The following is a 20,171-nucleotide window of genomic DNA, read 5'->3' on the forward strand; positions in this document are numbered from 1 at the left end:
TCGGCGGGGGAGTACCGTAGTCGGGTGCAGACGAGCGATCATCACCTCGGTCGCGGGCTCCTCTACCGGCTCTACCAGAACCGGCTCCGGCGTGAGCTCGACCAGGCAGAACTGCCGCACCACGTGGCCATGATCATCGACGGCAACCGGCGCTGGGCCAGGCAGCTCGGGTACGAGACCGCTGCGCACGGCCACCGTGCCGGCGCGGCGAAGATGCGCGAGTTCCTCGAGTGGTGCGACGACCTGGGCGTGAAGGTCGTGACCCTGTACCTCCTGTCGAGCGACAACCTCGGCAACCGCACCTCCGACGAGCTCGAGGACCTCATCGAGATCATCGCCGACCTCGCCGAGGAGCTCAGCCACTACCGCGACTGGCGCGTGCAGCACGTCGGCAGCGACGCGGGTCTGCCCGAGCCCCTGGTGGCGGCCCTCGATGCGGCCGAGCAGCGGACCGCCGGGAAGACCGGCCTGCACGTGAACCTCGCCGTCGGCTACGGCGGTCGACGCGAGATCACCGACGCGATGCGCTCCATCGTCGCCTCGCACCACGCGGAGGGTCGCAGCCTCGAGGACCTCGCCGAGTCGCTCACGCCCGACCTCATCGGGGAGCACCTCTACACCGGCGGGCAACCCGACCCCGACCTCGTCATCCGCACGTCGGGCGAGCAGCGCCTCAGCGACTTCATGCTCTGGCAGGCGGCGCACAGCGAGTTCTACTTCGTCGAGGCGCTCGGCCCCGACCTCCGGCAGGTCGACTTCCTGCGCGCGCTCCGCGACTACACGAAGCGGCACCGGCGGTTCGGAGGGTGATCATTCCGCCGCGGGCATGTCAGGATATGCCTCGGAGAAGGGGGCGCTGAGCCGAGTGACCATCGACGACTACCTCGCCGGCTTCACCGAGGAACCCGGGTACCTCGACTACGGCCGGGTCGGCCCGCTCACGCGGGTCGCGGCCGAGGAGACCTACGCCTTCACGCACGTCCTCGAGCGTGCGCGCTATGGCAGCCTCGACGCGCTGCGCCAGCAGGACGAACGGCTCCGGCAGGCGGCATCCGCACTCACCGGCTTCACGCCGGACCAGGTGGTCGCCGTGCCGAACACGACCACGGGCCTGATGCACGCGATGTTCGGCCTCACCGGGACCGTGCTCCTCTCGCCCGGCGAGTTCCCCAGCCTCCCGATCGCCGCCGTCCGCGCGCAGGAGGCGCTGCACGCGGTGCAGCCCGCGTGGCTCGAGACCGATCACGGGAAGGTCACCCCCGGCCTGATCCGGGCGCAGCTCGAGTCCAACGTCGCCGCGGTCGCGGTGAGCCTCGTCGATTCCCGCACGGGCTACCTCTGCGACCTCGAGGGCATCCGCCAGGTGATCGGCGACCGGCTGCTCATCGTCGACGCCATCCAGGGCTTCGGCGTGGTCGACGCGCCCTGGCAGCTCGCCGACGTCGTCGTCACCGGCGGCCAGAAGTGGTGCCGCGCCGGCTGGGGCACCGGGTTCATGGCCGTCTCCGACCGGGCCCGGGAACAGCTCACCCCCGTGTTCTCCGGCTACACCGGCACCGAGGAGCCCGAGGTGTGGGACGAGGTGCCGCCGCCCGCGTCCACGGCCCGCGCGTTCCGCGTCTCGAACCTCGATCCGATCGCCGCAGCACGCTTCGCGGCCGCGATGGAGGAGATCGCCGGGGTCGGCGTCGACGCCGTCAACTCGCGGCTCGCCGAGAACGTGAGCCGGGTGATCGACCTCGCCGACGAGTTCGCGATCCCCGTCTCGTCGTCCCGCGACGAACGCGAGCGCGCGGGCATCGTGGTGCTCGAACCCGAACCGGAGCACATCACCGTGCTGTCGGCGTCGCTGCACAACCACGGCGTCACTGCGACCACGCGGCTCGGCAGCGTGCGCCTGAGCGTCCACGCCGTGCTGTCGGAGGACACCGTCGAGATGCTCCGCGGGGCGTTCGTCTCGTTCAACACCGCCGCGACGTACTGACGCCCACGGGCGGCATCCGTCGCGCCGTCGACCGGCACGTGAACGGGGGATGTCGCGCCGCGTGTCGCTCACGAGGATGTCGGGCGTCGGACGTACCGTCGAGGCATCGGGCAAGTCGCCTGATCGAGTCGGCTCGTGAACCGCTCGTTGGAGGATCGCCGGCCGGCGCGTGAGCCGAGCGGAAGCTCGGGGCAGGAGCGGTCGTGACCTCTGTCGAACCCACCAAGCCCGTCGGATCGGTCGAGTCGGTCGCCGGTGCGGCGCCGTCGGATGCCGTGCCCGGCGGGATCTCGCAGGCGGAACGCACCTACGTGCTCGACACGTCGGTGCTGCTGTCCGACCCGCGAGCGCTGTTCCGATTCGCCGAACACGCCGTGGTGCTCCCCGTCGTGGTGATCACCGAGCTCGAGGCGAAGCGGAACGACCCCGAGATCGGCTTCTTCGCCCGCAAGGCGCTGCGCATCCTCGACGACCTCCGCGTCGAGCACGAACGGCTCGACTTCCCGATCCCCGTCGGCGACGACGGCGGGTCGCTCCGCGTCGAGCTCAACCACTCGAGCATGTCGGTGCTGCCGAGCGGCCTCCAGCTGAACGACAACGACTCGCGCATCCTGGCGTGCGCGATGAACCTCTCGAACGACGGCCTCGCGGTCACGGTCGTCTCGAAGGACCTCCCGCTGCGCGTCAAGGCGGCCTCGGTGGGCCTCGACGCGCAGGAGTACCGCGCGGAACTCGCGGTCGACTCCGGCTGGACGGGCATGGCGGAGCTGGCGCTCGGCTCGAACGACATGGCGAAGCTGTACGAGCACGACGCGATCACGACGAGCGAGGTCGAGGGCATGCCGGTCAACACCGGCCTGGTCATCCACTCCGAGCGCGGCTCGGCCCTCGGCCGCGTGGTGGGCGAGCACGAGGTGCGGCTGGTGCGCGGCGACCGCGAGGTGTTCGGCGTGCACGGACGCTCGGCCGAGCAGCGCCTCGCGATCGACCTGCTCCTCGACCAGGAGATCGGGATCCTCTCGCTCGGCGGCCGGGCGGGCACGGGCAAGTCGGCGCTGGCCCTGTGCGCCGGGCTCGAAGCCGTGCTCGAACGGCAGCAGCACAAGAAGATCATGGTCTTCCGGCCGCTGTACGCGGTGGGCGGGCAGGAGCTCGGGTACCTGCCGGGCGACCAGGGCGAGAAGATGAACCCCTGGGCGCAGGCCGTGTTCGACACGCTCGGCGCCCTCGTCTCCGACAACGTGCTCGAGGAGGTCGTCGACCGCGGCATCCTCGAGGTGCTGCCCCTCACGCACATCCGGGGCCGTTCCCTTCACGACGCGTTCGTGATCGTCGACGAGGCGCAGTCGCTCGAGCGCAACGTGCTGCTCACCGTGCTGAGCCGCATCGGGCAGAACTCGCGGGTGATCCTGACGCATGACGTCGCGCAGCGCGACAACCTGCGGGTCGGCCGGCACGACGGCGTCGCGAGCGTCATCGAGACGCTGAAGGGGCACTCGCTGTTCGCCCACATCACGCTGACGCGGTCCGAGCGGTCGGCGATCGCGGCACTCGTCTCCGAGATGCTCGACGGCGCCGAACTGGCGTAGTCGGCGACGCCGCGCGGACACACGACGGCCCCGGAACCTCGGTTCCGGGGCCGTCGTGATGCAGCGGATGCCGCGGCCGGCGCTACTTCGCCTGCGGCGGACGCGTCATCGACAGCAGGTGCAGTGCCTCGTCGAGCTGGGCCTCGGTGAGGTCGCCGCGCTCGACGTGGCCGAGGTCGACGACGGCCTCGCGAACCGTGATGCCCTTGGCGACCGAGTGCTTCGCGATCTTCGCCGCGGCCTCGTAGCCGATGATCTTGTTGAGGGGCGTGACGATGGACGGCGACATGCCGGCCAGGGCGGTCGCGCGCTCCTCGTTGACCTGCAGGCCGTCGATGGTCTTGTCGGCGAGGACGCGCACCGAGTTCGACAGCAGGCGGATCGACTCGAGCAGTGCCGTGCCCATGACCGGGATCTGCACGTTCAGCTCGAACGAGCCCGACGCGCCCGCCCAGGCGACGGTGGCGTCGTTGCCCACGACGCGCGATGCGACCATGAGCACCGCCTCGGGGACGACCGGGTTGACCTTGCCCGGCATGATCGAGGACCCCGGCTGCAGGTCGGGGATGAACAGCTCGCCGAGGCCGGTGTTCGGGCCCGAACCCATCCAGCGGAGGTCGTTGCAGATCTTGGTGAGGCTCACCGCGATGGTGCGGAGCGCGCCGGAGGCCTCGACGAGCCCGTCGCGGTTGGCCTGCGCCTCGAAGTGGTCGGCCGCCTCGGTGATCGGCAGCTCGGTCTCCTGCTGGAGCAGCTCGATCACCAGCTGCGGGAACCCGGCCGGCGTGTTGATGCCCGTGCCGACGGCGGTGCCGCCGAGGGGGACCTCCGCGACCCGCGGCAGCGCCGAGCGCACGCGCTCGATGCCGAGGCGGACCTGGCGGGCGTAGCCGCCGAACTCCTGGCCGAGCGTCACGGGCGTCGCGTCCATCAGGTGGGTGCGGCCGGCCTTGACGATGTCGGCCCACGCGTCGGCCTTCGCCTCGAGGGCCACGGCGAGGTGGTCGAGCGACGGGATGAGCTCGTCGATGAGCGCGGCGGTGACGGCGATGTGCACCGAGGTCGGGAAGACGTCGTTGGAGGACTGCGAGGCGTTGACGTGGTCGTTCGGGTGCACCGGGCTGCCGAGCTTCTCGGTCGCGATCGTCGCGAGCACCTCGTTCATGTTCATGTTCGAGGAGGTGCCCGAGCCGGTCTGGTACACGTCGACCGGGAAGTGCTCGGTGAAGGAGTGGCGACCGGCGATGACCTCGTCGGCCGCGTCGGCGATCGCCTGCGCGAGCTGCGCGTCGAGCACGCCGAGTCGCGCGTTCGCGAGCGCCGCGGACTTCTTGATGCGGGCGAGCGCCGCGATCTGGGCGGGCTCGAGGCCCGACCCGGAGATCGGGAAGTTCTCGACCGCCCGCTGCGTCTGCGCGCGGTACAGCGCCGACGCGGGGACCCGCACCTCGCCCATCGTGTCGTGTTCGATCCGGTAGTCGGCGGCGTTGTCCACCACGGTGTGTTCCCCTTCGATCTCGGGCGGTTTCGAGTTGCGGCAGCGGCGCGCGCAGGGAGCGGATGCCGCCGCCGGCGTCAGATGCGACCGACGACGATGTCGGTCTCGGCGCGGCCCTCGAGCAGGCGGTAGTTCGCGCCGACGATAGCCAGCGTACCGGCTGCGATCGCGTCGCTGATCACCTCGGATCGCTCGAGGAGCTCCGCCACGGTGTCGCGGAGGTGCTCGCGTCCGACGTAGGCGGCGTCGATCGCGCCCGGGTCGATCGTCCCCTCGGCGGAGCCGGCCACGCGGCGCACGGCGGGCACGATCCGCTCGACCACGGACTGGATGTGCGCCGGGAGCGGCGCGGCGTCCGGGCCCTGCGAGTCGATGGCGGCGCGGACGGCGCCGCACTGGTCGTGGCCGAGCACGAGGATCAGCGGCACCCCGAGGACGCCGACCGCGTACTCGAGGGAACCGATCACGTCGTCGGAGGTCACCTGCCCGGCGTTGCGGACCACGAAGGCGTCGCCGAGTCCGACGTCGAAGATGATCTCGGCCGACAGCCGCGAGTCGCTGCAGCCGAAGATCGCCACGAGCGGGCGCTGGTGGTCGGCGAGTTCCGTTCGCCGATCGACATCCTGACGGGGGTGCTGCGGGGTGCCGGCGATGAACCGCTGGTTGCCGGCGCGGAGCTCGCGCCACGTCTCGGCGGGGGAAGTGGGACGTGCGGGCACGGACTGGGTCACGGCCGTTCCTCTCAGCGCTGTGCGTCGACGGCCGGCGCGATCGCGCGGGCCAGGGTCTCGAATTCCTCCGGGGAGGCGGTGCCGAGCAGCACGAAGGTGCTGTCGCCGGCCTCGGTGACGAGGCCGTACCTCGCGTTGCCGACCTCGGCGGTCGTCTCGCGGTTGTCGTACACGGTCCATTCGACCTCGTCGATGGTCGTCACGCCCGTCGCGATCGTGTTGGCGAGCAGGTCGGCGGTCCACGTGGGGTTCGCATCGAGCCCCTGGTACATGCCCGCGTACTCGTCGCTCGGCGTCAGGTAGCCGGCGTACCAGGCGGTCACGCCGTCGGCGCGGTTGTCGCGCAGCTCGGCGGCGTTCGAACGCCACCCCTCGGGCAGCTCGGGCACCGCGAGCTGCGGCTCGATGCCGGCCTGCGCCTGCGCCGCGACGGCGGGCACGTCGATGTCGCGCTCGATCGGGACGTCGCTGCGCGGGACGAGGAGCACGATGACGGCGACGACGGCGAGGCTCGCGAGGAGGGAACCGACGAGGTTGCGGACGGTCTGCCGCTGGCGTCGTCGCACCGCGTCGTCGGCCTTGCGTGCCGCCGTCTCCTCCGGCGTCTCGGGGCGGCCGAGCTCGGCCACCACGCGCGGCTCGCGTCTCGCCATCAGCCCTCGCCGCCGCGGGTCGCGGAGTCGGATGCCGCCGCGCCGGCGCGCGCGGCGTCGAGCCTGGCCTTCGCGCCGACGAGCCACTCCTCGCAGCGCTGCGCGAGCGCCTCGCCGCGCTCCCAGAGTGCGAGCGACTCCTCGAGCGTGGCCGAGCCCTGCTCGAGCTCGGAGACGACGCGAACGAGCTCGTCGCGCGCCTGCTCGTAGCTCAGCTCGGCGACATCCGGGGGAGTGGTGGGCATGGACGGCATTCTATTCGCCGTCGCCGACAGCACCCCGAGATGTCGCGCCGAGACGGCCCTCGGCGAGCGTGATGCGCAGCGCCGTGCCCTCCGGCGCCTGGTCGGGACGGGTGAGGACACCGTCGTGCTCGCGCTGCACGATGGCGTAGCCGCGCTGCAGCGTCGCGAGCGGCGAGAGGGCCCGCAGCTGCGATCGCAGTTCCGCGACGCGCACGCCGGCGCGCTCGATCGCACGTTCGGCCAGCTCCGTGCCGCGCGCCACCCACCTCGTCACGTCCTCGGCGCGGCGGTCCACGATCCAGCCCGGGTCGGCGAGGGCCGGGCGGGATCGCAGGTGGCCCAGCCGGTCGATCTCGTGCGAGACGAGCGTCGTGACCCGCATGCGCAGGCGCGCGCGGGCCTGCTCGACCCGGATGAGCTCCTCGGCCACGTCGGGCACCACCCGCTTCGCGGCATCCGTCGGCGTCGACGCCCTGAGGTCGGCGACGTCGTCGAGGAGCGGGCGGTCGGCCTCGTGGCCGATCGCGCTCACGATGGGCGTGGTCGCCTCGGCCGCGGCCCGCACCACGCGCTCGTCGCTGAAGCCGAGGAGGTTCTGGAAGTCGCCGCCGCCGCGCGCGACGATGATGACGTCGACCTCGGGGTCGGCGTCGAGCCGGCGGATCGCCGACACCACCTCGGGACAGCAGCGCTCGCCCTGCACCGCCGCGTGGACGACGCGGAACTCGACCGCGGGCCACCGAAGCCTGGCGTTGCGGATCACGTCCTTCTCGGCGTCGCTGTCCTTGCCGGTGACCAGCCCGATCACGCCGGGCAGGAAGGGCAGCCGCTGCTTGCGGGCGGCGTCGAAGAGCCCCTCGGCCGCGAGCTGGGCGCGCAGCCGCTCGAGCCGCTCGAGCAGGTCGCCGAGCCCGACGTGGCGGAGGTCGAAGACCTGCATCGTGAGCGAGCCGCCCTTGACCCACCAGTTGGGCTTCACCAGCGCGACGACGTGGTCGCCGGCCTTGAACTGCTCGGTCAGCTTCGCCCGGGTCGACGACCAGATCGTGAAGGAGACGGTCGCCTCGGCCTCGAGGTCCTTGAGCTTGCCGTACACGTTGCCGGTCGAGACGCCCCACTGCGTGACCTCGCCCTCGATCCACACCGTGCCCAGCCGGTCGAGGTACTCCTTGAGCTTGCCCGAGAGCACCGAGACGGGCCACGGCGTCTCGCGCGTCGTGGGGCCCTGCGCCATGCGGCCTCCCAGCCGCTCGTCATGTGGGGCCGCGTAGGATGGGCACCGTGACGAGCTTGACGGATGCCCCGCGAATCGACCTCGGCATGCCTCGGATCCCGAGCGTGCGCGGCCGGCTCAAGGATATCCCCGCCCAAGGACGCAAGCGGGTGCTGCTCGCAGCGCCGCGCGGCTACTGCGCGGGCGTCGACCGTGCGGTGATCGCCGTCGAGAAGGCGCTCGAGCACTACGGTGCCCCCGTCTACGTGCGCAAGCAGATCGTCCACAACATCCACGTGGTCACCGAGCTCGAGAAGCAGGGCGCGATCTTCGTCGAGGAGGTCGACGAGGTGCCCGAGGGCTCGCACGTCGTCTTCAGTGCGCACGGCGTCTCGCCCGCGGTCGTGAACTCCGCCGCCGAGCGCGGCCTACACGCCATCGACGCCACCTGCCCGCTCGTCACCAAGGTGCACCGCGAGGCCGTGCGCTTCGCGCGCGACGACTTCGAGATCCTGCTCATCGGCCACGAGGGCCACGAGGAGGTCGAGGGCACCGCGGGTGAGGCACCCGACCACGTCACCCTCGTCAACAGCCCCGACGACGTGCCGAACATCGAGGTGCGCGACCCCGACAAGGTCGTGTGGCTCTCGCAGACCACGCTCTCCGTCGACGAGACGATGGAGACCGTGCGGCGCCTCCGCGAGCGGTTCCCGAACCTGCAGGACCCGCCGTCCGACGACATCTGCTACGCGACCCAGAACCGCCAGGTCGCCATCAAGAAGGTCGCGCGCGAGTCCGACGTCGTGATCGTCGTCGGCTCGGCGAACTCGTCGAACAGCGTCCGCCTCGTCGAGGTCGCCCTCGAGTACGGCGCGAAGCGCGCCTACCGGGTCGACTACTCGACCGAGATCCGCCAGGAGTGGCTGGAGGGGGCCGAGACCATCGGCGTCACGAGCGGCGCGTCGGTGCCCGAGGGGCTCGTCAAGGAGGTGCTCCTCGAGCTCGAGGACGCCGGCTACGGCGAGGTCGAGGAGGTCAAGACGGCCGAGGAGGACCTGATGTTCTCGCTGCCGAAGGAGCTCCGCAAGGACCTGCAGGGCAACCGCGACGCCCGCGCCCTCGGTGGCCGGGGTCGCCAGGCCGCCAACGCCTGAGCCCTCGCCGCAGAGAGGACGACGCGGCGACGCGGCCGGCCGGTCAGGCCCCCGGGCCCATGAGCACGCGAGCGTACTCCGGGTCGGAGAGCAGGATCTGCGCCATGAGCGCGTAGAACACCACGAACGCCAGCGCGCCCATCAGCAGCGGCACCCAGAACGCCAGGCGTCGCGCCCGCAGGCGCCGCAGCGACCAGGCCAGTGCGATGCCCCACAGCGCCAGCTGCAGGACCGTGCCCACGAGGATGAGCGTCGGCACCTGCACCCCGGGGACGAAGTCGCGCCCGGGCACCTCGGTGCCGAGCATCTCGGCCGTCTGCCGGAACGTCTCGGTCGCCACCGTCGGCAGCAGGTTCAGCAGGAGCGCGTTGTAGGCGGCGCCGAAGAGGCCGAGGACCAGCAGGATGATCGTCGCGATCGCGTCGCCGCGGCGGACGCCGGCGCCGACGGCCGGCGCCGCTGGGCCCGGGGCTGCGGGGGCGGCGGATGCCGCGGCATCCGTTCGCTGCTCGGCCGGCGGCTGCCACGACCAGCCCTCGGGGGCGTACTCGCCGTACTGCGGACGAGGCCGCTCGTCGCGCGGCGGCGGGGGCGGAGCGCCCTCGGCGCCCGCCCCGTGCGCGGCCTCGTTCCGAGCGGCCTCGTCCTGCGACATCCGCTGCCCTACGCCGAGATGGACTTGCCGGCGGAGCCGAGCTGGCGCGTGGACTCGCCGACGCGCGCGGCCATCGCCGTCTCGGCGACCTTGCCCCAGGCGCGGGGGTCGTACTGCTTCTTGTTGCCGACCTCGCCGTCGACCTTGAGCACGCCGTCGTAGTTCGTGAACATGTAGCCCGCGATCGCGCGCGTGAAGGCGTACTGCGTGTCGGTGTCGATGTTCATCTTCACGACGCCGTTCGCGACCGCCTCGGCGATCTCCTCGTCGGTCGAGCCGGAGCCGCCGTGGAAGACCAGGTCGAGCGGCTTCTCGCCGGTGCCGTACTTGGCGGCGAGGCCGTCCTGGATCTCCTTCAGCAGCGACGGGCGGAGCTTGACGTTGCCGGGCTTGTAGACGCCGTGCACGTTGCCGAAGGTGAGGGCCGCCATGTACCGGCCCTGCTCGCCGAGGCCGAGCGCCTCGACGGCGGCGATCGCGTCGTTCAGCGTCGTGTAGAGCGCCTCGTTGGAGCCCTCGTGCTTGACCCCGTCCTCCTCGCCGCCGACGACGCCGATCTCGACCTCGAGGATGGCGTTGATGTTCTTCAGCTTCGGGAGGATGTCCTTCGCGATCTCGAGGTTCTCGTCGAGCGGCACGGCCGAGCCGTCCCACATGTGCGACTGGAAGATCGGGTTGCGGCCCGCCTTCACCTCCTCCTCGGAGGCGGCGATGAGCGGGTAGACGAAGCCTTCGAGCGCCTCCTTCGGGCAGTGGTCGGTGTGCAGCGCCACGGTGACCGGGTACGCCTTCGCGACCTCGTGCGCGAACTTCGCGAACGCGAGCGCACCGGCCGCGCGGGCCTTCACCGTGTGGCCGGCGAAGTAGTCGGCGCCGCCCGTGGTGACCTGGATGATGCCGTCGGAGCCCGCCTCGCTGAGGCCCTGCAGCACCGCGTTGAGGGTCTGCGAGCTCGACACGTTGAACGCCGGGAAGGCGAAGCCCTGGGCCTTGGCGGTGTCGAGCATCTGCGCGTACTGCTCGGGAGTTGCGATGGGCATACCTTGCTCCTTCGGGAAGTCGTGGGTTGCGCACGAGTCTAGCGACGTGTCGAGGCGGCCTCAGGTGCGTGACGGATGCCGCAGCCGCATCGGGCACGATGGACCCGTGTCCTCGACCCAGCCCCACGAGCCGCCGCTCGACACCCGTCCGCTCGACCGCGTGCTCGCCGAGGCGACCCGGCTCGCCGCCGTCGCCGCCGTGCCGCTCGTCGGCCGCGGCGACCGCGACGCGGTCGACGGCGCCGCCGTCGCCGCCATGCGCGCGGCGCTCGCCGGAGCCGACGCCGACGGCCGGGTCGTGGTCGGGGAGGGCGAGAAGGACGACGCCCCCATGCTGCACCTCGGCGAGCGGTTCGGAACAGGCGGCGGCCCGGCGATCGACATCGCGGTGGACCCGGTCGACGGCACGAGCCTCGCCGCGGCCGCACTGCCGGGCGCGATGGCGGTGATGGCGGTGGCTCCCCGAGGCGCGTTCCTCGAGATCGGACCCGCGCACTACATGTCGAAGCTCGTGAGCCGGGTGCCCGGACTCGACCCCCATGCCCCGATGGCCGAGACCATCGACCGCATCGCCCGGGCCCGCGGGGTGACGGCCGCCGACGTGCGGGTGGCCGTGCAGGATCGTCCACGCAACGCCGCCCTCGCCGACGCGGCGGCCGACGCGGGTGCCGCCGTCGAGCGGTTCGCGCACGGCGACGTCGAGCGCTGCCTCCGTGCCGCCCGGGGCGACGGCGACCTCGACCTGGTCGTCGGCGTGGGTGGTGCGCCCGAGGGGGTGCTCACGGCCGCGGCCGTCCGGGCGCTCGGCGGCTGGATGCAGGCGCGGCTGGCTCCGCAGTCGGAGGCGGAGGCGGCACGCCTCGCCGCCGCCGGCGTCGATGTCGAGCGGGTCGTCGGCCTCGCGGAACTGTGCGGCCCGGCGACGGCGTTCTTCGCCACGGCGGTGACGCCGTGCGATCTCGGTCCGGGGGTGCGCCTGTCCGCGGGGGAGTCGTGGTCGGTCGGATCGATGGCCTGGGCGACCGAGCGTTAAGAATCCGCGATCTTTCGCGCCGATCGCGCCGGTTCCACGGCCCGCGGGCTGCCCTCCTCAGTAGGCTCGAACCGACCCTCCGTTCGCGCGACCCGCCGCGGTCGCCGCACCCAGACATTCAGGGAAGGCCCTTCGATGGCGAGCACCGAGACCGAAAGCCTCTACCTCCACCCCGACCGCAACATCGCCCTCGAGCTGGTGCGCGCGACCGAGGCCGCCGCCATCCGCTCCTACCCCTGGATCGGGCGCGGCGACAAGATCGGCGCCGACCGTGCGGCGGTCGACGCGATGCGCGCCTTCCTCAGCACGGTCGACTTCGACGGCGTCGTCGTGATCGGCGAGGGCGAGAAGGACGAGGCGCCCATGCTGTTCAACGGCGAGCACGTTGGCAACGGGCGCGGGCCGGCGTGCGACATCGCGGTCGACCCGATCGACGGCACGACCCTCACCGCCGAGGGCCGGCAGAACGCCCTGTCGGTGATCGCGGTCGCCGATCGCGGCACGATGCTCGACGCGTCATCCGTCTTCTACATGGACAAGATCGTGACGGATGCCGCAGGCATCGGCGTCGTCGACATCCGGAAGCCGATCGGCGAGAACCTCCGGGCGCTCGCGAAGGCCAAGGGCCGCGATGTCAGCGACCTCCGCGTCGCCGTGCTGAACCGTCCGCGCCACCAGCAGCTCATCGCCGACATCCGCGCCACGGGCGCCGGCACCCGCCTGATCAGCGACGGCGACGTCGCGGGCGGCATCAACGCAGCCCGGTACGAGTCGCGCATCGACATGTGCGTCGGCATCGGCGGCAGCCCCGAGGGCATCACCACCGCATGCGCCATCAAGGCGCTCGGCGGATTCATGCAGGGTCGCCTCGCCCCGAAGGACGACGAGGAGCGCGCGGCCGGCGAGGCGGCGGGCCTGGACTGCGACCGCGTGTACGAGCTCGACGACCTCGTCCGGGGCGACAACACGTTCTTCGTCGCCACGGGCGTCACCGACGGCGAACTGGTCGACGGCGTGCGCAAGAAGGGGCCGATCATCCGCACCGAGTCGATCGTGCTGCGCGGCAAGTCGGGCACCATCCGCCGGGTCCGCGCCGACCACCTCGTCGAGAAGTGGCTCGACGCGGACGACCGCTGAGCCGCACGGTGCCGATACCCGCTCGCGCTGCCGTGAGCTGAACCGCTCGCGGCACCCGCCGGGCTGGCGCAGACTGGGCGGGTGACCTCCGTGACGCGGATGCCGCGGGCGCTCCGCCCGTTCGGCTCCGGCCAGTACCGCCTGCTCGTCGTGGCCCTCGCCGCGTCGCTGCTGTCGGCGGGTGCCTGGATCGTCGCGGCCGCATGGCAGGTGATCGAACTCGGCGGCACGCCCATCGACCTGTCGATCGTCGCCGTCGGCGCCAGCCTCGGACTCGTCGCGGCGGTGCTGGTGGGCGGCGTAGTCGCCGACCGCGTTCCGCAGCGGCGGATCCTGCTCGTCGTGGAGGTGGTCCGCGCCGCGGTGTTCGCGGCGGCCGGGTGGCTCGCCGCGGCCGGTGCGATCGAGGTCTGGCACCTCGCCGTGCTGTCGTTCGTGCTCGGCGTCGCCGACGGGTTCTTCTATCCGGCGTACTCGGCGTGGCTGCCCGCCCTCCTGCCGGCCGAGCAGCTCCTCGCCGCGAACGGCGTCGAGGGGGTGCTGCGGCCGGTCGCGCAGAACGCGGCCGGGCCGGCGCTCGCGAGCCTGCTCATCGCCCTCCAGGGGCCGTGGCTGTCGTTCCTCGTGGTCGCCGGGCTGCAGGTGGTCGCCGTCGGGGCACTCGGCCTCATGCGCACCACCGCGGTGCGTCGGGAGTTCGAGGAGGGGACGCCGGCGCATCCCGCGCGGCAGATGTTCGTGGACCTGCGCGACGGGTTCGCCTACCTGCTGCGCACCCGGTGGCTGTTCGCCACGCTCGCGTTCTCGATCCTGCTCGTGCTGGTGGTCATCGGCCCGATCGAGGTGCTCATCCCGTTCGCGGTGCGGGACCAGGCGGGCGGCGGCGCGGGGGAGTTCGCGCTCGTGCTCGCGGCGTTCGGCCTCGGCGGTGCCGTCGGCTCGCTCCTGGTCTCGTCGTTCCGGCTGCCGCGGCGCTACCTCACGCTCATGATCATCGCGTGGGGCTTCGGCTGCATCCCGCTCGCGGTGATCGGGGTGACGCCGTGGCTGTGGGTGATGGTCGTCGCCACCTTCATCGTGGGGTTCCTGTTCGACGCGGCGCAGGTCGTCTGGGGCACGCTCCTGCAGCGCCGGGTGCCGCCGGCGATGCTGGGCCGCGTGTCGAGCCTCGACTTCTTCGTCTCGCTCGCCCTGATGCCGCTGTCGATGGCGATCGCCGGCCCGGTGGGCGAGTGGCTCGGCCTCGCGCCCGCGTTCCTCATCGCCGGCCTGGTGCCGCCGCTGCTCGCGGTGATCACCCTCGCGGCCGCCCGGCTCGGCGAGGACGAACTGGCGCACCCGCTCGACGACGGCCCGATGGATCCGACGCAGGTGACGGGTGCCGAAGCGGGGGGGGGGTTCGCAGCGCCGGTGGACGAGCGCCACGAACCGCCGCCGGCCACCGGCGGGCGCGACGGCGGCGCCCGCGAGGGGTCAGGATGAGGCGGAGCGGATGTGGGGATCGAGGTCGGCGCCGTCGAAGTCGGTGCCGATGATGAGCTCCACGGGTTCGTCGCTCACCGGAACGGCCTCGATCGGCTCGCTCGCGGGGGTGGCGTCGGCGGGCCTCGGATCCGCCGCCGTGAGCCCGGCCACGGGGTCGCCGTCGGTCAGTTCCGGGGCGGAGAGCCGGCGCGGCGACTCGTGGATCGGCGTGGGCTCGGCGACGAGCGAGAGCTTGGTCTCGTTGATGCCGGGGAACTGGCGCGCCGTGACGAGCACGCGGGACTCGAGCGAGCTGGCGAACTTGTTGTAGCTGTCGACGGTGCGCTCGATGGCCTTGCGCAGCGAGTCGGCGTGACCGGCGAGCACGCCGATGCGCTGGTAAAGGGTATTGCCGAGGTCGAACAGCTTCTTGGCCTCGTCGGACACGGCCTGCTGCTGCCACGCGTAGTCGATGGTCTTGAGCACGGCGAACAGGTTCACGGGGGACGCGAGGGCGACGCGACGATCGAACGCGTAGTTCAGCAGGCCGGCGTCGGCCTCGAGTGCCGCGGAGAGCAGCGACTCGTTCGGGATGAACGCGATCACGAACTCGGGACTGGCCGCGAGCCCCTCCCAGTAGGACTTCTTGCCCAGGGCGTCGATGTGGGAGCGCATGGCCTTCACGTGCCGGTCGATGAGCGACTTGCGGCGCGCACCCTCCTCGCCGGTCGCGGTCTCGGGGATGCTCGACGCCTCGAGGTAGTGCTCGAGTGGCACCTTCGAGTCGAGCGGGATGTACTTGCCGCCGGGCAGGTTCACGACCATGTCGGGGCGACCGCGGCCCTGGTCGGTCGTGACCTGGGTCTGCAGCTCGAAGTCGACGTGCTGGGTGAGCCCCGCGGCCTCCACCACTCGGCGCAGCTGCGTCTCGCCCCACACCCCGCGGGTGCTGTTGTTGCGCAGCGCGCTCGCCAGCGACTCGGTCGTGGCACGGAGCTCGGCGTCGGAGAGCTGCGCCCGCTTGAGCTGCTCGGCGATCGAGCCGTACTGCTCGCTGCGCTGCTGCTCGAGCTCGGACACCTTGCGCTGCATCGTCGCGAGGGTCTCGCGCACGGGGCTCAGCGCCTGCAGCACGGCGCTCTCGCGGCGTTCGCGCTCGCTGCGCTCGGCCTGGTCGAGCCGCTGCTGCTCGAGGGCCTCGCGGTGCTGGCGCACCTGGTGCTCGAGCTGCTCGCGGAGCCCCGCGGCGGCGGCCTCGGCCGCCGCCAGCTCGGCGCGGAGCATCGCCTGCTTCTCGTGCTGCTCGGCGAGCAGCGCCGCGCGCTCGGCCTCGGCCGAGGCCCGCAGCTCGAGCAGGGCGCGCTCGTGGCGCGCCTCGACGAGCGCCGGATCCTCGACCGGTTCGACCGCGTCGCCCGGGCGACGGGACGCCACGACGTGCATGACCAGCGCGCCGAGCGCGCCGCCGACGAGGAGGCCGATGAGCAGCAGGAGGAAGTCCATGCCGTCAGTGTGGCAGCGGCCCCCGACATCCGTTCGGCGCGGCGTCGCGCGCCGCCGGAACCTGCCCGGCACGGCGCGCGCCCGCAGGGCTCAGACGCGGCGCCAGTCGTCGCTCGTGAGGTGCGAGCCGGCCTGCGGGCCCATCTGCAGCATGCCGCCGTCGACGGCCCACGATGCCCCCGTGACGTACGACGCCCCCGGCGAGGCGAGGAACGCGATCACGGCGGCGATCTCGCGCGCGTCGCCGGGGCGACCGAGCGGCACGCCCGGGCGGTCCACGGTCGTCGGGTCCACGTCCTCCTGGTCGGTCATCGGCGTCGCGATCTCGCCCGGCGCCACGCAGTTCGCGGTGATGCCGTGCTCTCCGAGTTCGAGCGCGATGGTCTTCACCAGCCCGCCCAGGCCGTGCTTGGCCGCGTCGTACGCCGCGGAGCCCACGCGCGGCTGGTGCTCGTGCACGCTCGTCACCGCGATGAGGCGCCCGCCACGACCGGCGGAGACCATCCTGCGCGCGGCCCGCTGCAGGCAGACGAACGCGCCGTCCAGGTCCGTCGCCACGACCTCGCGCCACTCGTCCCAGGACTGGTCGACGAACGGGGTCGCCGAGCCGGTGCCGGCGTTGTTCACGAAGACGTCGATGCCGCCGAGTTGCTCGCACAGGTCGTCGACCACGTCCCCGCACGCCGGCGCATCCGACGCGTCGAGCCGCACGACCTCCGCACGCCGGCCGAGCTCGCGCACCTCGCGCGCGGTCTCCTCGGCCCCATCGGCGTCGGTGTGGTACGTGATGCCCACGTCCATGCCGTCCCGGGCCAGCGCCACGGCCGTCGCGCGGCCGATCCCGGAATCGGCTCCGGTCACGATCGCGATGCGGGGCGTGAACTCGTCGGTGTGCTGCTCGGCCATGTCGGCTCCCTTCGTCGAGCGCCAGCCAAGCCGACGGAGGCGCCGTCGCGCGAGGGGGTTGACGCCTACTGCAGCGCCATCGGCCCGTGCAGCGACGCGCGCTGCGCCGTCGCCGCGGCGCCGATCGTCCCGACCTTGACGCGGGTGACGTGGGCCAGGCGTTCGAGGTCGTCGGCGTCGTGCCGCTTCGCCGCGTGCACCACGATGGCCGCGCAGGCCTCGGCGTCGGCCAGGGCGTCGTGGTGCGAGAAGTCCTCGAACCCCGCGGCCATCGCCGCGACCGGCAGGCGGTAGGAGTCGAGGTGGTAGGTGCGCCGCGCGACCTGCAGGCTGCAGAGGTACCGGAAGTCGGGTACCGCCAGCCCGTGCGCCTCGGACGTCTTCGCGATCACGCCCATGTCGAACCCCGCGTTGTGCGCGACGAGCCAGTCGTCGCCGGCGAACTCGCGCAGCCACGGCAGGTGCGACGCCCAGCCGGCGGCCTCGGCCACCATCTCGGCGGTGATCCCGTGGATCCGCACGTTCCAGGGCGAGAAGTCGCCGTGCGGGAACGGCGGGCGGATGTAGCGGTGCTCGCGCTCGACCACCACGCCGTCGACGACCTTCACCACCCCGACCGAGCACGCCGACGCGGCGGAGGAGTTGGCGGTCTCGAAGTCGATCGCGGTGAAGCTGACTGGCACGCGCCGATCGTCGCACGTCCGGGCGACGCCGCCGGGCGCGTCGCGCCGCGCGTCGGTGATCGGCGCACGCGGTGGTTGACGGATGCCGCGGCGCGGGCGTGGAATGTCCGGGACGGGGATCGGGGGCCGACCATGGGCGAAGCGGACGAGCAGGGGCATGCCGGCGGACGGGCCGCGCCCGTGATCGACCCCGGCGACCCGGCGACGCGGGCGGTGGCGCGGTCGTTCGGGACCGTGGCATCCGTGTACGGGGCGGCTCGGCCCGGCTACCCGGTGGAGGCCGTCGCCTGGCTCGTCGAGGACGCGCGTCGCGTGCTCGACCTCGGCGCCGGGACCGGGAAGCTGACCGAGGCGCTCGTGCAGCTCGACCTCGACGTCGTCGCGGTGGACCCCGTCGAGGAGATGCTCGACGAACTCGAGGTCCGGGTGCCCGGCGTGCCGCGCATCCTCGGCACCGCCGAGGACATCCCCGTCGAGGACGCGTCGGTCGACGCGGTCGTCGCCGGTCAGGCGTGGCACTGGTTCCAACCCGAGCGTGCCGTGCCCGAGATCGCGCGGGTGCTCCGGCCGGGCGGCACCCTCGGACTGGTCTGGAACAGCCGCGACACCTCGGCGGACTGGTTGCGCGAGGCCGGCGCCATCATGCACGAGCGGCACGACGCGTCGGCCACGTTCGAGTCGTACGTGCGCGTCGGGCGTCCCTTCGGACCCATCGAGGAGCACCGGGTCGAGTGGGTCGAGCGGATGACGCGGGCGAGGTTCCTGGACCTCGTGCGCTCACGCAGCCACTGGATCACCGCGCCGCCGGACGAGCAGCGCGCGGTCGTGGCCGCGATCGAGACCCTGCTCGACACGCACCCGGACGTCGCCGGTGCGGACGAGCTGGCCGTGCCCTACGTCACGCGGTGCTTCCGGACCCGGCGGCCGTGACCTCGCCGGCCGGAGGCACCGGTTCGGCGCGCTGCTCGGGCTCGTCCTGCGCCGGGGCGGATTCCGCGAGGACCGGACAGGCGGGCACCACCGCGGACACGCGAGCCACGCCCGTCTGGTCGTGATCGCCGGAGCCGACCACCTCGACCGTCAACTGCAGCGTCGCGAGCGCGTCGCCGTCGTCGCTGCGGATCACGACCGGCACGGCTCCGGGGCCCGGCTCGACGCCGACGAGGCGGAACGTCGCGGCGGCGCGCCCGCCGGGGGAGAGCCGCAGCGAGCGCGTGCGGCGGACGCCGAGCGCGAGCTTCAGGCCGTGCGGCTCCACGCTGACCGACAGGTGACGGGTCGCCGGCTCGACCGCGCGGCCGCCGGTCGCCGTGCCATCCGCAGCTCGGCTCGAGGCGTGCGGGGCGGCGGTCAGCACGACCCGCACCGTGGTGGCCGAGCCCACGGCGACGATCGGCTTCACCTGCGCCTCCGCGTGCGCCTCGACGGCGGCACGTCCTTCCTGCAGCATCCGTACCCCTCCCGGTGTGCGCTCCATGCGCAGTCGAGCGGGGAGTCGTTCCCCGCTCCGGCGACGCTACGTCCCGGCATCCGCTGCCGCATCAGGGACCGCACCGAGACGCACGGGGGACGCGGGAGCCGCGGGGTACGATTGACCCCCGTGGCTCTCACCATCGGAATCGTCGGTCTCCCGAACGTCGGCAAGTCGACGCTCTTCAACGCCCTCACCAAGAACCAGGTGCTCGCCGCGAACTACCCGTTCGCGACGATCGAGCCGAACGTCGGCGTGGTGAACCTGCCCGACCCGCGACTCGAGCAGCTCGCCGGGATCTTCGGCTCCGAGCGCATCCTCCCCGCGGCCGTGTCGTTCGTCGACATCGCCGGCATCGTCAAGGGCGCGAGCGAGGGCGAGGGGCTCGGCAACAAGTTCCTCGCCAACATCCGCGAGGCCGACGCGATCGCGCAGGTCGTGCGCGGATTCGAGGATTCCGACGTCGTGCACGTCGACGGCGCCGTCGACCCGAAGAACGACATGGAGACCATCAACACCGAGCTCATCCTCGCCGACCTCGAGACGCTCGAGCGCGCCATCACGCGTTACGAGAAGGAGGTCAAGGGCAAGAAGCTCGACCCGTCCGTGCTCGCCGCGGCGAAGGAGGCGCAGGAGGTGCTGCAGCAGGGCACGCCCCTGTCCGCGGCATCCGTCGACCTCGCACCCATCGCCGAACTCGGCCTGCTCACGGCCAAGCCCTTCATCTACGTCTTCAACGTCGACGAGGCGGTGCTGACGGATGCCGCCCGCAAGGCGGAACTCGCCGCACTCGTGGCCCCCGCCGAGGCGGTCTTCCTCGACGCGAAGATCGAGTCCGAGCTCATCGACCTCGACCCGGCGGATGCCGCGGAGCTGCTCGCGTCGACCGGCCAGGAGGAGTCGGGCCTCGACCAGCTCGCGCGCGTCGGCTTCGACACGCTCGGACTGCAGACCTACCTCACGGCCGGCCCCAAGGAGTCGCGCGCCTGGACCATCCGCAAGGGCTGGAAGGCGCCGCAGGCGGCCGGCGTCATCCACACCGACTTCGAGAAGGGCTTCATCAAGGCCGAGGTCATCTCGTTCGACGACCTCGTCGACGCCGGCTCGGTCGCTGAGGCCCGCGCGCGCGGCAAGGCCCGCATGGAGGGCAAGGACTACGTCATGCAGGACGGCGACGTGGTGGAGTTCCGCTTCAACGTCTGACGCGGCATC

Annotated in this window: 20 protein-coding genes; 9 read left to right on the forward strand and 11 right to left on the reverse strand. The window is 72.3% G+C overall.

Features of this window, described 5'->3' with window-relative positions:
* The first annotated feature begins 24 nt into the window (after nucleotides 1-24).
* The 3 genes from RH861_RS06585 to phoH2 all read left to right on the forward strand — a co-directional run bounded on the left by RH861_RS06585 (nucleotide 25) and on the right by phoH2 (nucleotide 3,573).
* Nucleotides 25-810, forward strand: coding sequence for an isoprenyl transferase (locus RH861_RS06585; protein ID WP_310520340.1), 786 nt, complete (start codon nucleotides 25-27; stop codon nucleotides 808-810).
* A gap of 16 nt (nucleotides 811-826) precedes the next feature.
* Nucleotides 827-1,984, forward strand: a complete 1,158-nt coding sequence (locus tag RH861_RS06590; RefSeq protein WP_310520341.1) for an aminotransferase class V-fold PLP-dependent enzyme — start codon at nucleotides 827-829, stop codon at nucleotides 1,982-1,984.
* Nucleotides 1,985-2,259: 275 nt separating this feature from the next.
* Nucleotides 2,260-3,573 carry an RNA 5'-3' helicase PhoH2 gene (phoH2, locus tag RH861_RS06595; RefSeq protein WP_310520806.1) on the forward strand — a complete coding sequence of 438 codons (1,314 nt, stop codon included), beginning with the start codon at nucleotides 2,260-2,262 and terminating at the stop codon, nucleotides 3,571-3,573.
* Between the two features lie 82 nt (nucleotides 3,574-3,655).
* On the opposite strand, the gene RH861_RS06600 is transcribed toward phoH2, so the two are convergent.
* The 5 genes from RH861_RS06600 to xseA all read right to left on the reverse strand — a co-directional run bounded on the left by RH861_RS06600 (nucleotide 3,656) and on the right by xseA (nucleotide 7,934).
* The gene (locus RH861_RS06600; RefSeq protein WP_310520342.1) at nucleotides 3,656-5,071 is read right to left on the reverse strand and encodes a class II fumarate hydratase; all 1,416 of its coding nucleotides are present in this window, start codon (nucleotides 5,069-5,071) and stop codon (nucleotides 3,656-3,658) included.
* A gap of 77 nt (nucleotides 5,072-5,148) precedes the next feature.
* A complete protein-coding gene (locus RH861_RS06605) occupies nucleotides 5,149-5,802 on the reverse strand; it encodes a carbonic anhydrase (protein ID WP_310520343.1) in 654 nt (217 codons plus the stop codon).
* Nucleotides 5,803-5,813: 11 nt separating this feature from the next.
* A complete protein-coding gene (locus RH861_RS06610; protein WP_310520344.1) occupies nucleotides 5,814-6,455 on the reverse strand; it encodes a DUF4245 family protein in 642 nt (213 codons plus the stop codon).
* Nucleotides 6,455-6,700 carry an exodeoxyribonuclease VII small subunit gene (locus RH861_RS06615; protein ID WP_310520345.1) on the reverse strand — a complete coding sequence of 82 codons (246 nt, stop codon included), beginning with the start codon at nucleotides 6,698-6,700 and terminating at the stop codon, nucleotides 6,455-6,457. The genes RH861_RS06610 and RH861_RS06615 overlap by 1 nt, the downstream gene beginning before the upstream one ends.
* A gap of 10 nt (nucleotides 6,701-6,710) precedes the next feature.
* Entirely contained in the window at nucleotides 6,711-7,934 is a 1,224-nt protein-coding gene (xseA, locus tag RH861_RS06620) for an exodeoxyribonuclease VII large subunit (protein ID WP_310520346.1), read from the reverse strand.
* Nucleotides 7,935-8,020: 86 nt separating this feature from the next.
* On the opposite strand from xseA, the gene RH861_RS06625 reads away from it, so the two are divergent.
* Nucleotides 8,021-9,067, forward strand: coding sequence for a 4-hydroxy-3-methylbut-2-enyl diphosphate reductase (locus RH861_RS06625; protein WP_067950015.1), 1,047 nt, complete (start codon nucleotides 8,021-8,023; stop codon nucleotides 9,065-9,067).
* A gap of 43 nt (nucleotides 9,068-9,110) precedes the next feature.
* Here RH861_RS06625 and RH861_RS06630 read toward each other — a convergent pair whose 3' ends face one another.
* Both RH861_RS06630 and fbaA read right to left on the reverse strand, forming a co-directional pair.
* The gene (locus tag RH861_RS06630; protein WP_310520347.1) at nucleotides 9,111-9,722 is read right to left on the reverse strand and encodes a DUF6264 family protein; all 612 of its coding nucleotides are present in this window, start codon (nucleotides 9,720-9,722) and stop codon (nucleotides 9,111-9,113) included.
* An 8-nt stretch (nucleotides 9,723-9,730) separates the two neighbouring features.
* A complete protein-coding gene (gene fbaA, locus RH861_RS06635; protein ID WP_067947482.1) occupies nucleotides 9,731-10,762 on the reverse strand; it encodes a class II fructose-bisphosphate aldolase in 1,032 nt (343 codons plus the stop codon).
* 106 nt (nucleotides 10,763-10,868) lie between these two features.
* Here fbaA and RH861_RS06640 point away from each other — a divergent pair, with 106 nt between their 5' ends.
* From RH861_RS06640 to RH861_RS06650, 3 genes are all read left to right on the forward strand, one after another.
* Nucleotides 10,869-11,795: a fructose-bisphosphatase class II gene (locus RH861_RS06640; RefSeq protein WP_310520348.1), complete on the forward strand. Its 927-nt coding sequence runs from the start codon at nucleotides 10,869-10,871 to the stop codon at nucleotides 11,793-11,795.
* Nucleotides 11,796-11,930: 135 nt separating this feature from the next.
* On the forward strand, nucleotides 11,931-12,932 hold the full coding sequence (glpX, locus tag RH861_RS06645) for a class II fructose-bisphosphatase (protein WP_067945810.1): 1,002 nt from the start codon (nucleotides 11,931-11,933) through the stop codon (nucleotides 12,930-12,932).
* 81 nt (nucleotides 12,933-13,013) lie between these two features.
* Nucleotides 13,014-14,414: an MFS transporter gene (locus RH861_RS06650; RefSeq protein ID WP_310520349.1), complete on the forward strand. Its 1,401-nt coding sequence runs from the start codon at nucleotides 13,014-13,016 to the stop codon at nucleotides 14,412-14,414.
* Here the strand turns inward: RH861_RS06650 and RH861_RS06655 are convergent.
* The 3 genes from RH861_RS06655 to RH861_RS06665 form a co-directional block, all read right to left on the reverse strand.
* A complete protein-coding gene (locus RH861_RS06655; RefSeq protein ID WP_310520350.1) occupies nucleotides 14,406-15,899 on the reverse strand; it encodes a DNA recombination protein RmuC in 1,494 nt (497 codons plus the stop codon). The two genes, RH861_RS06650 and RH861_RS06655, sit on opposite strands and share 9 nt — an antisense overlap.
* A 90-nt stretch (nucleotides 15,900-15,989) precedes the next feature.
* On the reverse strand, nucleotides 15,990-16,805 hold the full coding sequence (locus tag RH861_RS06660; protein ID WP_310520351.1) for an SDR family oxidoreductase: 816 nt from the start codon (nucleotides 16,803-16,805) through the stop codon (nucleotides 15,990-15,992).
* A 65-nt stretch (nucleotides 16,806-16,870) separates the two neighbouring features.
* Entirely contained in the window at nucleotides 16,871-17,488 is a 618-nt protein-coding gene (locus RH861_RS06665; RefSeq protein WP_310520352.1) for an exonuclease domain-containing protein, read from the reverse strand.
* A 132-nt stretch (nucleotides 17,489-17,620) separates the two neighbouring features.
* Here RH861_RS06665 and RH861_RS06670 point away from each other — a divergent pair, with 132 nt between their 5' ends.
* Nucleotides 17,621-18,418, forward strand: coding sequence for a class I SAM-dependent methyltransferase (locus RH861_RS06670; protein WP_248598562.1), 798 nt, complete (start codon nucleotides 17,621-17,623; stop codon nucleotides 18,416-18,418).
* Here the strand turns inward: RH861_RS06670 and RH861_RS06675 are convergent.
* Nucleotides 18,387-18,938, reverse strand: coding sequence for a DUF7363 domain-containing protein (locus RH861_RS06675; protein WP_310520353.1), 552 nt, complete (start codon nucleotides 18,936-18,938; stop codon nucleotides 18,387-18,389). The two genes, RH861_RS06670 and RH861_RS06675, sit on opposite strands and share 32 nt — an antisense overlap.
* Before the next feature lie 150 nt (nucleotides 18,939-19,088).
* On the opposite strand from RH861_RS06675, the gene ychF reads away from it, so the two are divergent.
* Complete coding sequence (gene ychF / locus RH861_RS06680) at nucleotides 19,089-20,162, forward strand: redox-regulated ATPase YchF (RefSeq protein WP_310520354.1); 1,074 nt, start codon at nucleotides 19,089-19,091, stop codon at nucleotides 20,160-20,162.
* The last annotated feature ends 9 nt before the right edge of the window (nucleotides 20,163-20,171 follow it).

The organism is Agromyces indicus (genome assembly GCF_031432295.1).
In the GTDB taxonomy this organism is placed as follows: Bacteria; Actinomycetota; Actinomycetes; order Actinomycetales; family Microbacteriaceae; genus Agromyces; species Agromyces indicus.

Coding starts and splice junctions, on each gene's coding strand:
- RH861_RS06630 (WP_310520347.1), bottom strand. CDS start 9,722: ATGTCGCAGGACGAGGCCGCTCGGAACGAGGCCGCGCACGGGGCGGGC.
- RH861_RS06625 (WP_067950015.1), top strand. CDS start 8,021: ATGCCTCGGATCCCGAGCGTGCGCGGCCGGCTCAAGGATATCCCCGCC.
- RH861_RS06675 (WP_310520353.1), bottom strand. CDS start 18,938: ATGCTGCAGGAAGGACGTGCCGCCGTCGAGGCGCACGCGGAGGCGCAG.
- RH861_RS06655 (WP_310520350.1), bottom strand. CDS start 15,899: ATGGACTTCCTCCTGCTGCTCATCGGCCTCCTCGTCGGCGGCGCGCTC.
- xseA (WP_310520346.1), bottom strand. CDS start 7,934: ATGGCGCAGGGCCCCACGACGCGCGAGACGCCGTGGCCCGTCTCGGTG.
- fbaA (WP_067947482.1), bottom strand. CDS start 10,762: ATGCCCATCGCAACTCCCGAGCAGTACGCGCAGATGCTCGACACCGCC.
- RH861_RS06670 (WP_248598562.1), top strand. CDS start 17,621: ATGGGCGAAGCGGACGAGCAGGGGCATGCCGGCGGACGGGCCGCGCCC.
- RH861_RS06590 (WP_310520341.1), top strand. CDS start 827: ATGTCAGGATATGCCTCGGAGAAGGGGGCGCTGAGCCGAGTGACCATC.
- RH861_RS06615 (WP_310520345.1), bottom strand. CDS start 6,700: ATGCCCACCACTCCCCCGGATGTCGCCGAGCTGAGCTACGAGCAGGCG.
- glpX (WP_067945810.1), top strand. CDS start 11,931: ATGGCGAGCACCGAGACCGAAAGCCTCTACCTCCACCCCGACCGCAAC.
- RH861_RS06660 (WP_310520351.1), bottom strand. CDS start 16,805: ATGGCCGAGCAGCACACCGACGAGTTCACGCCCCGCATCGCGATCGTG.
- RH861_RS06610 (WP_310520344.1), bottom strand. CDS start 6,455: ATGGCGAGACGCGAGCCGCGCGTGGTGGCCGAGCTCGGCCGCCCCGAG.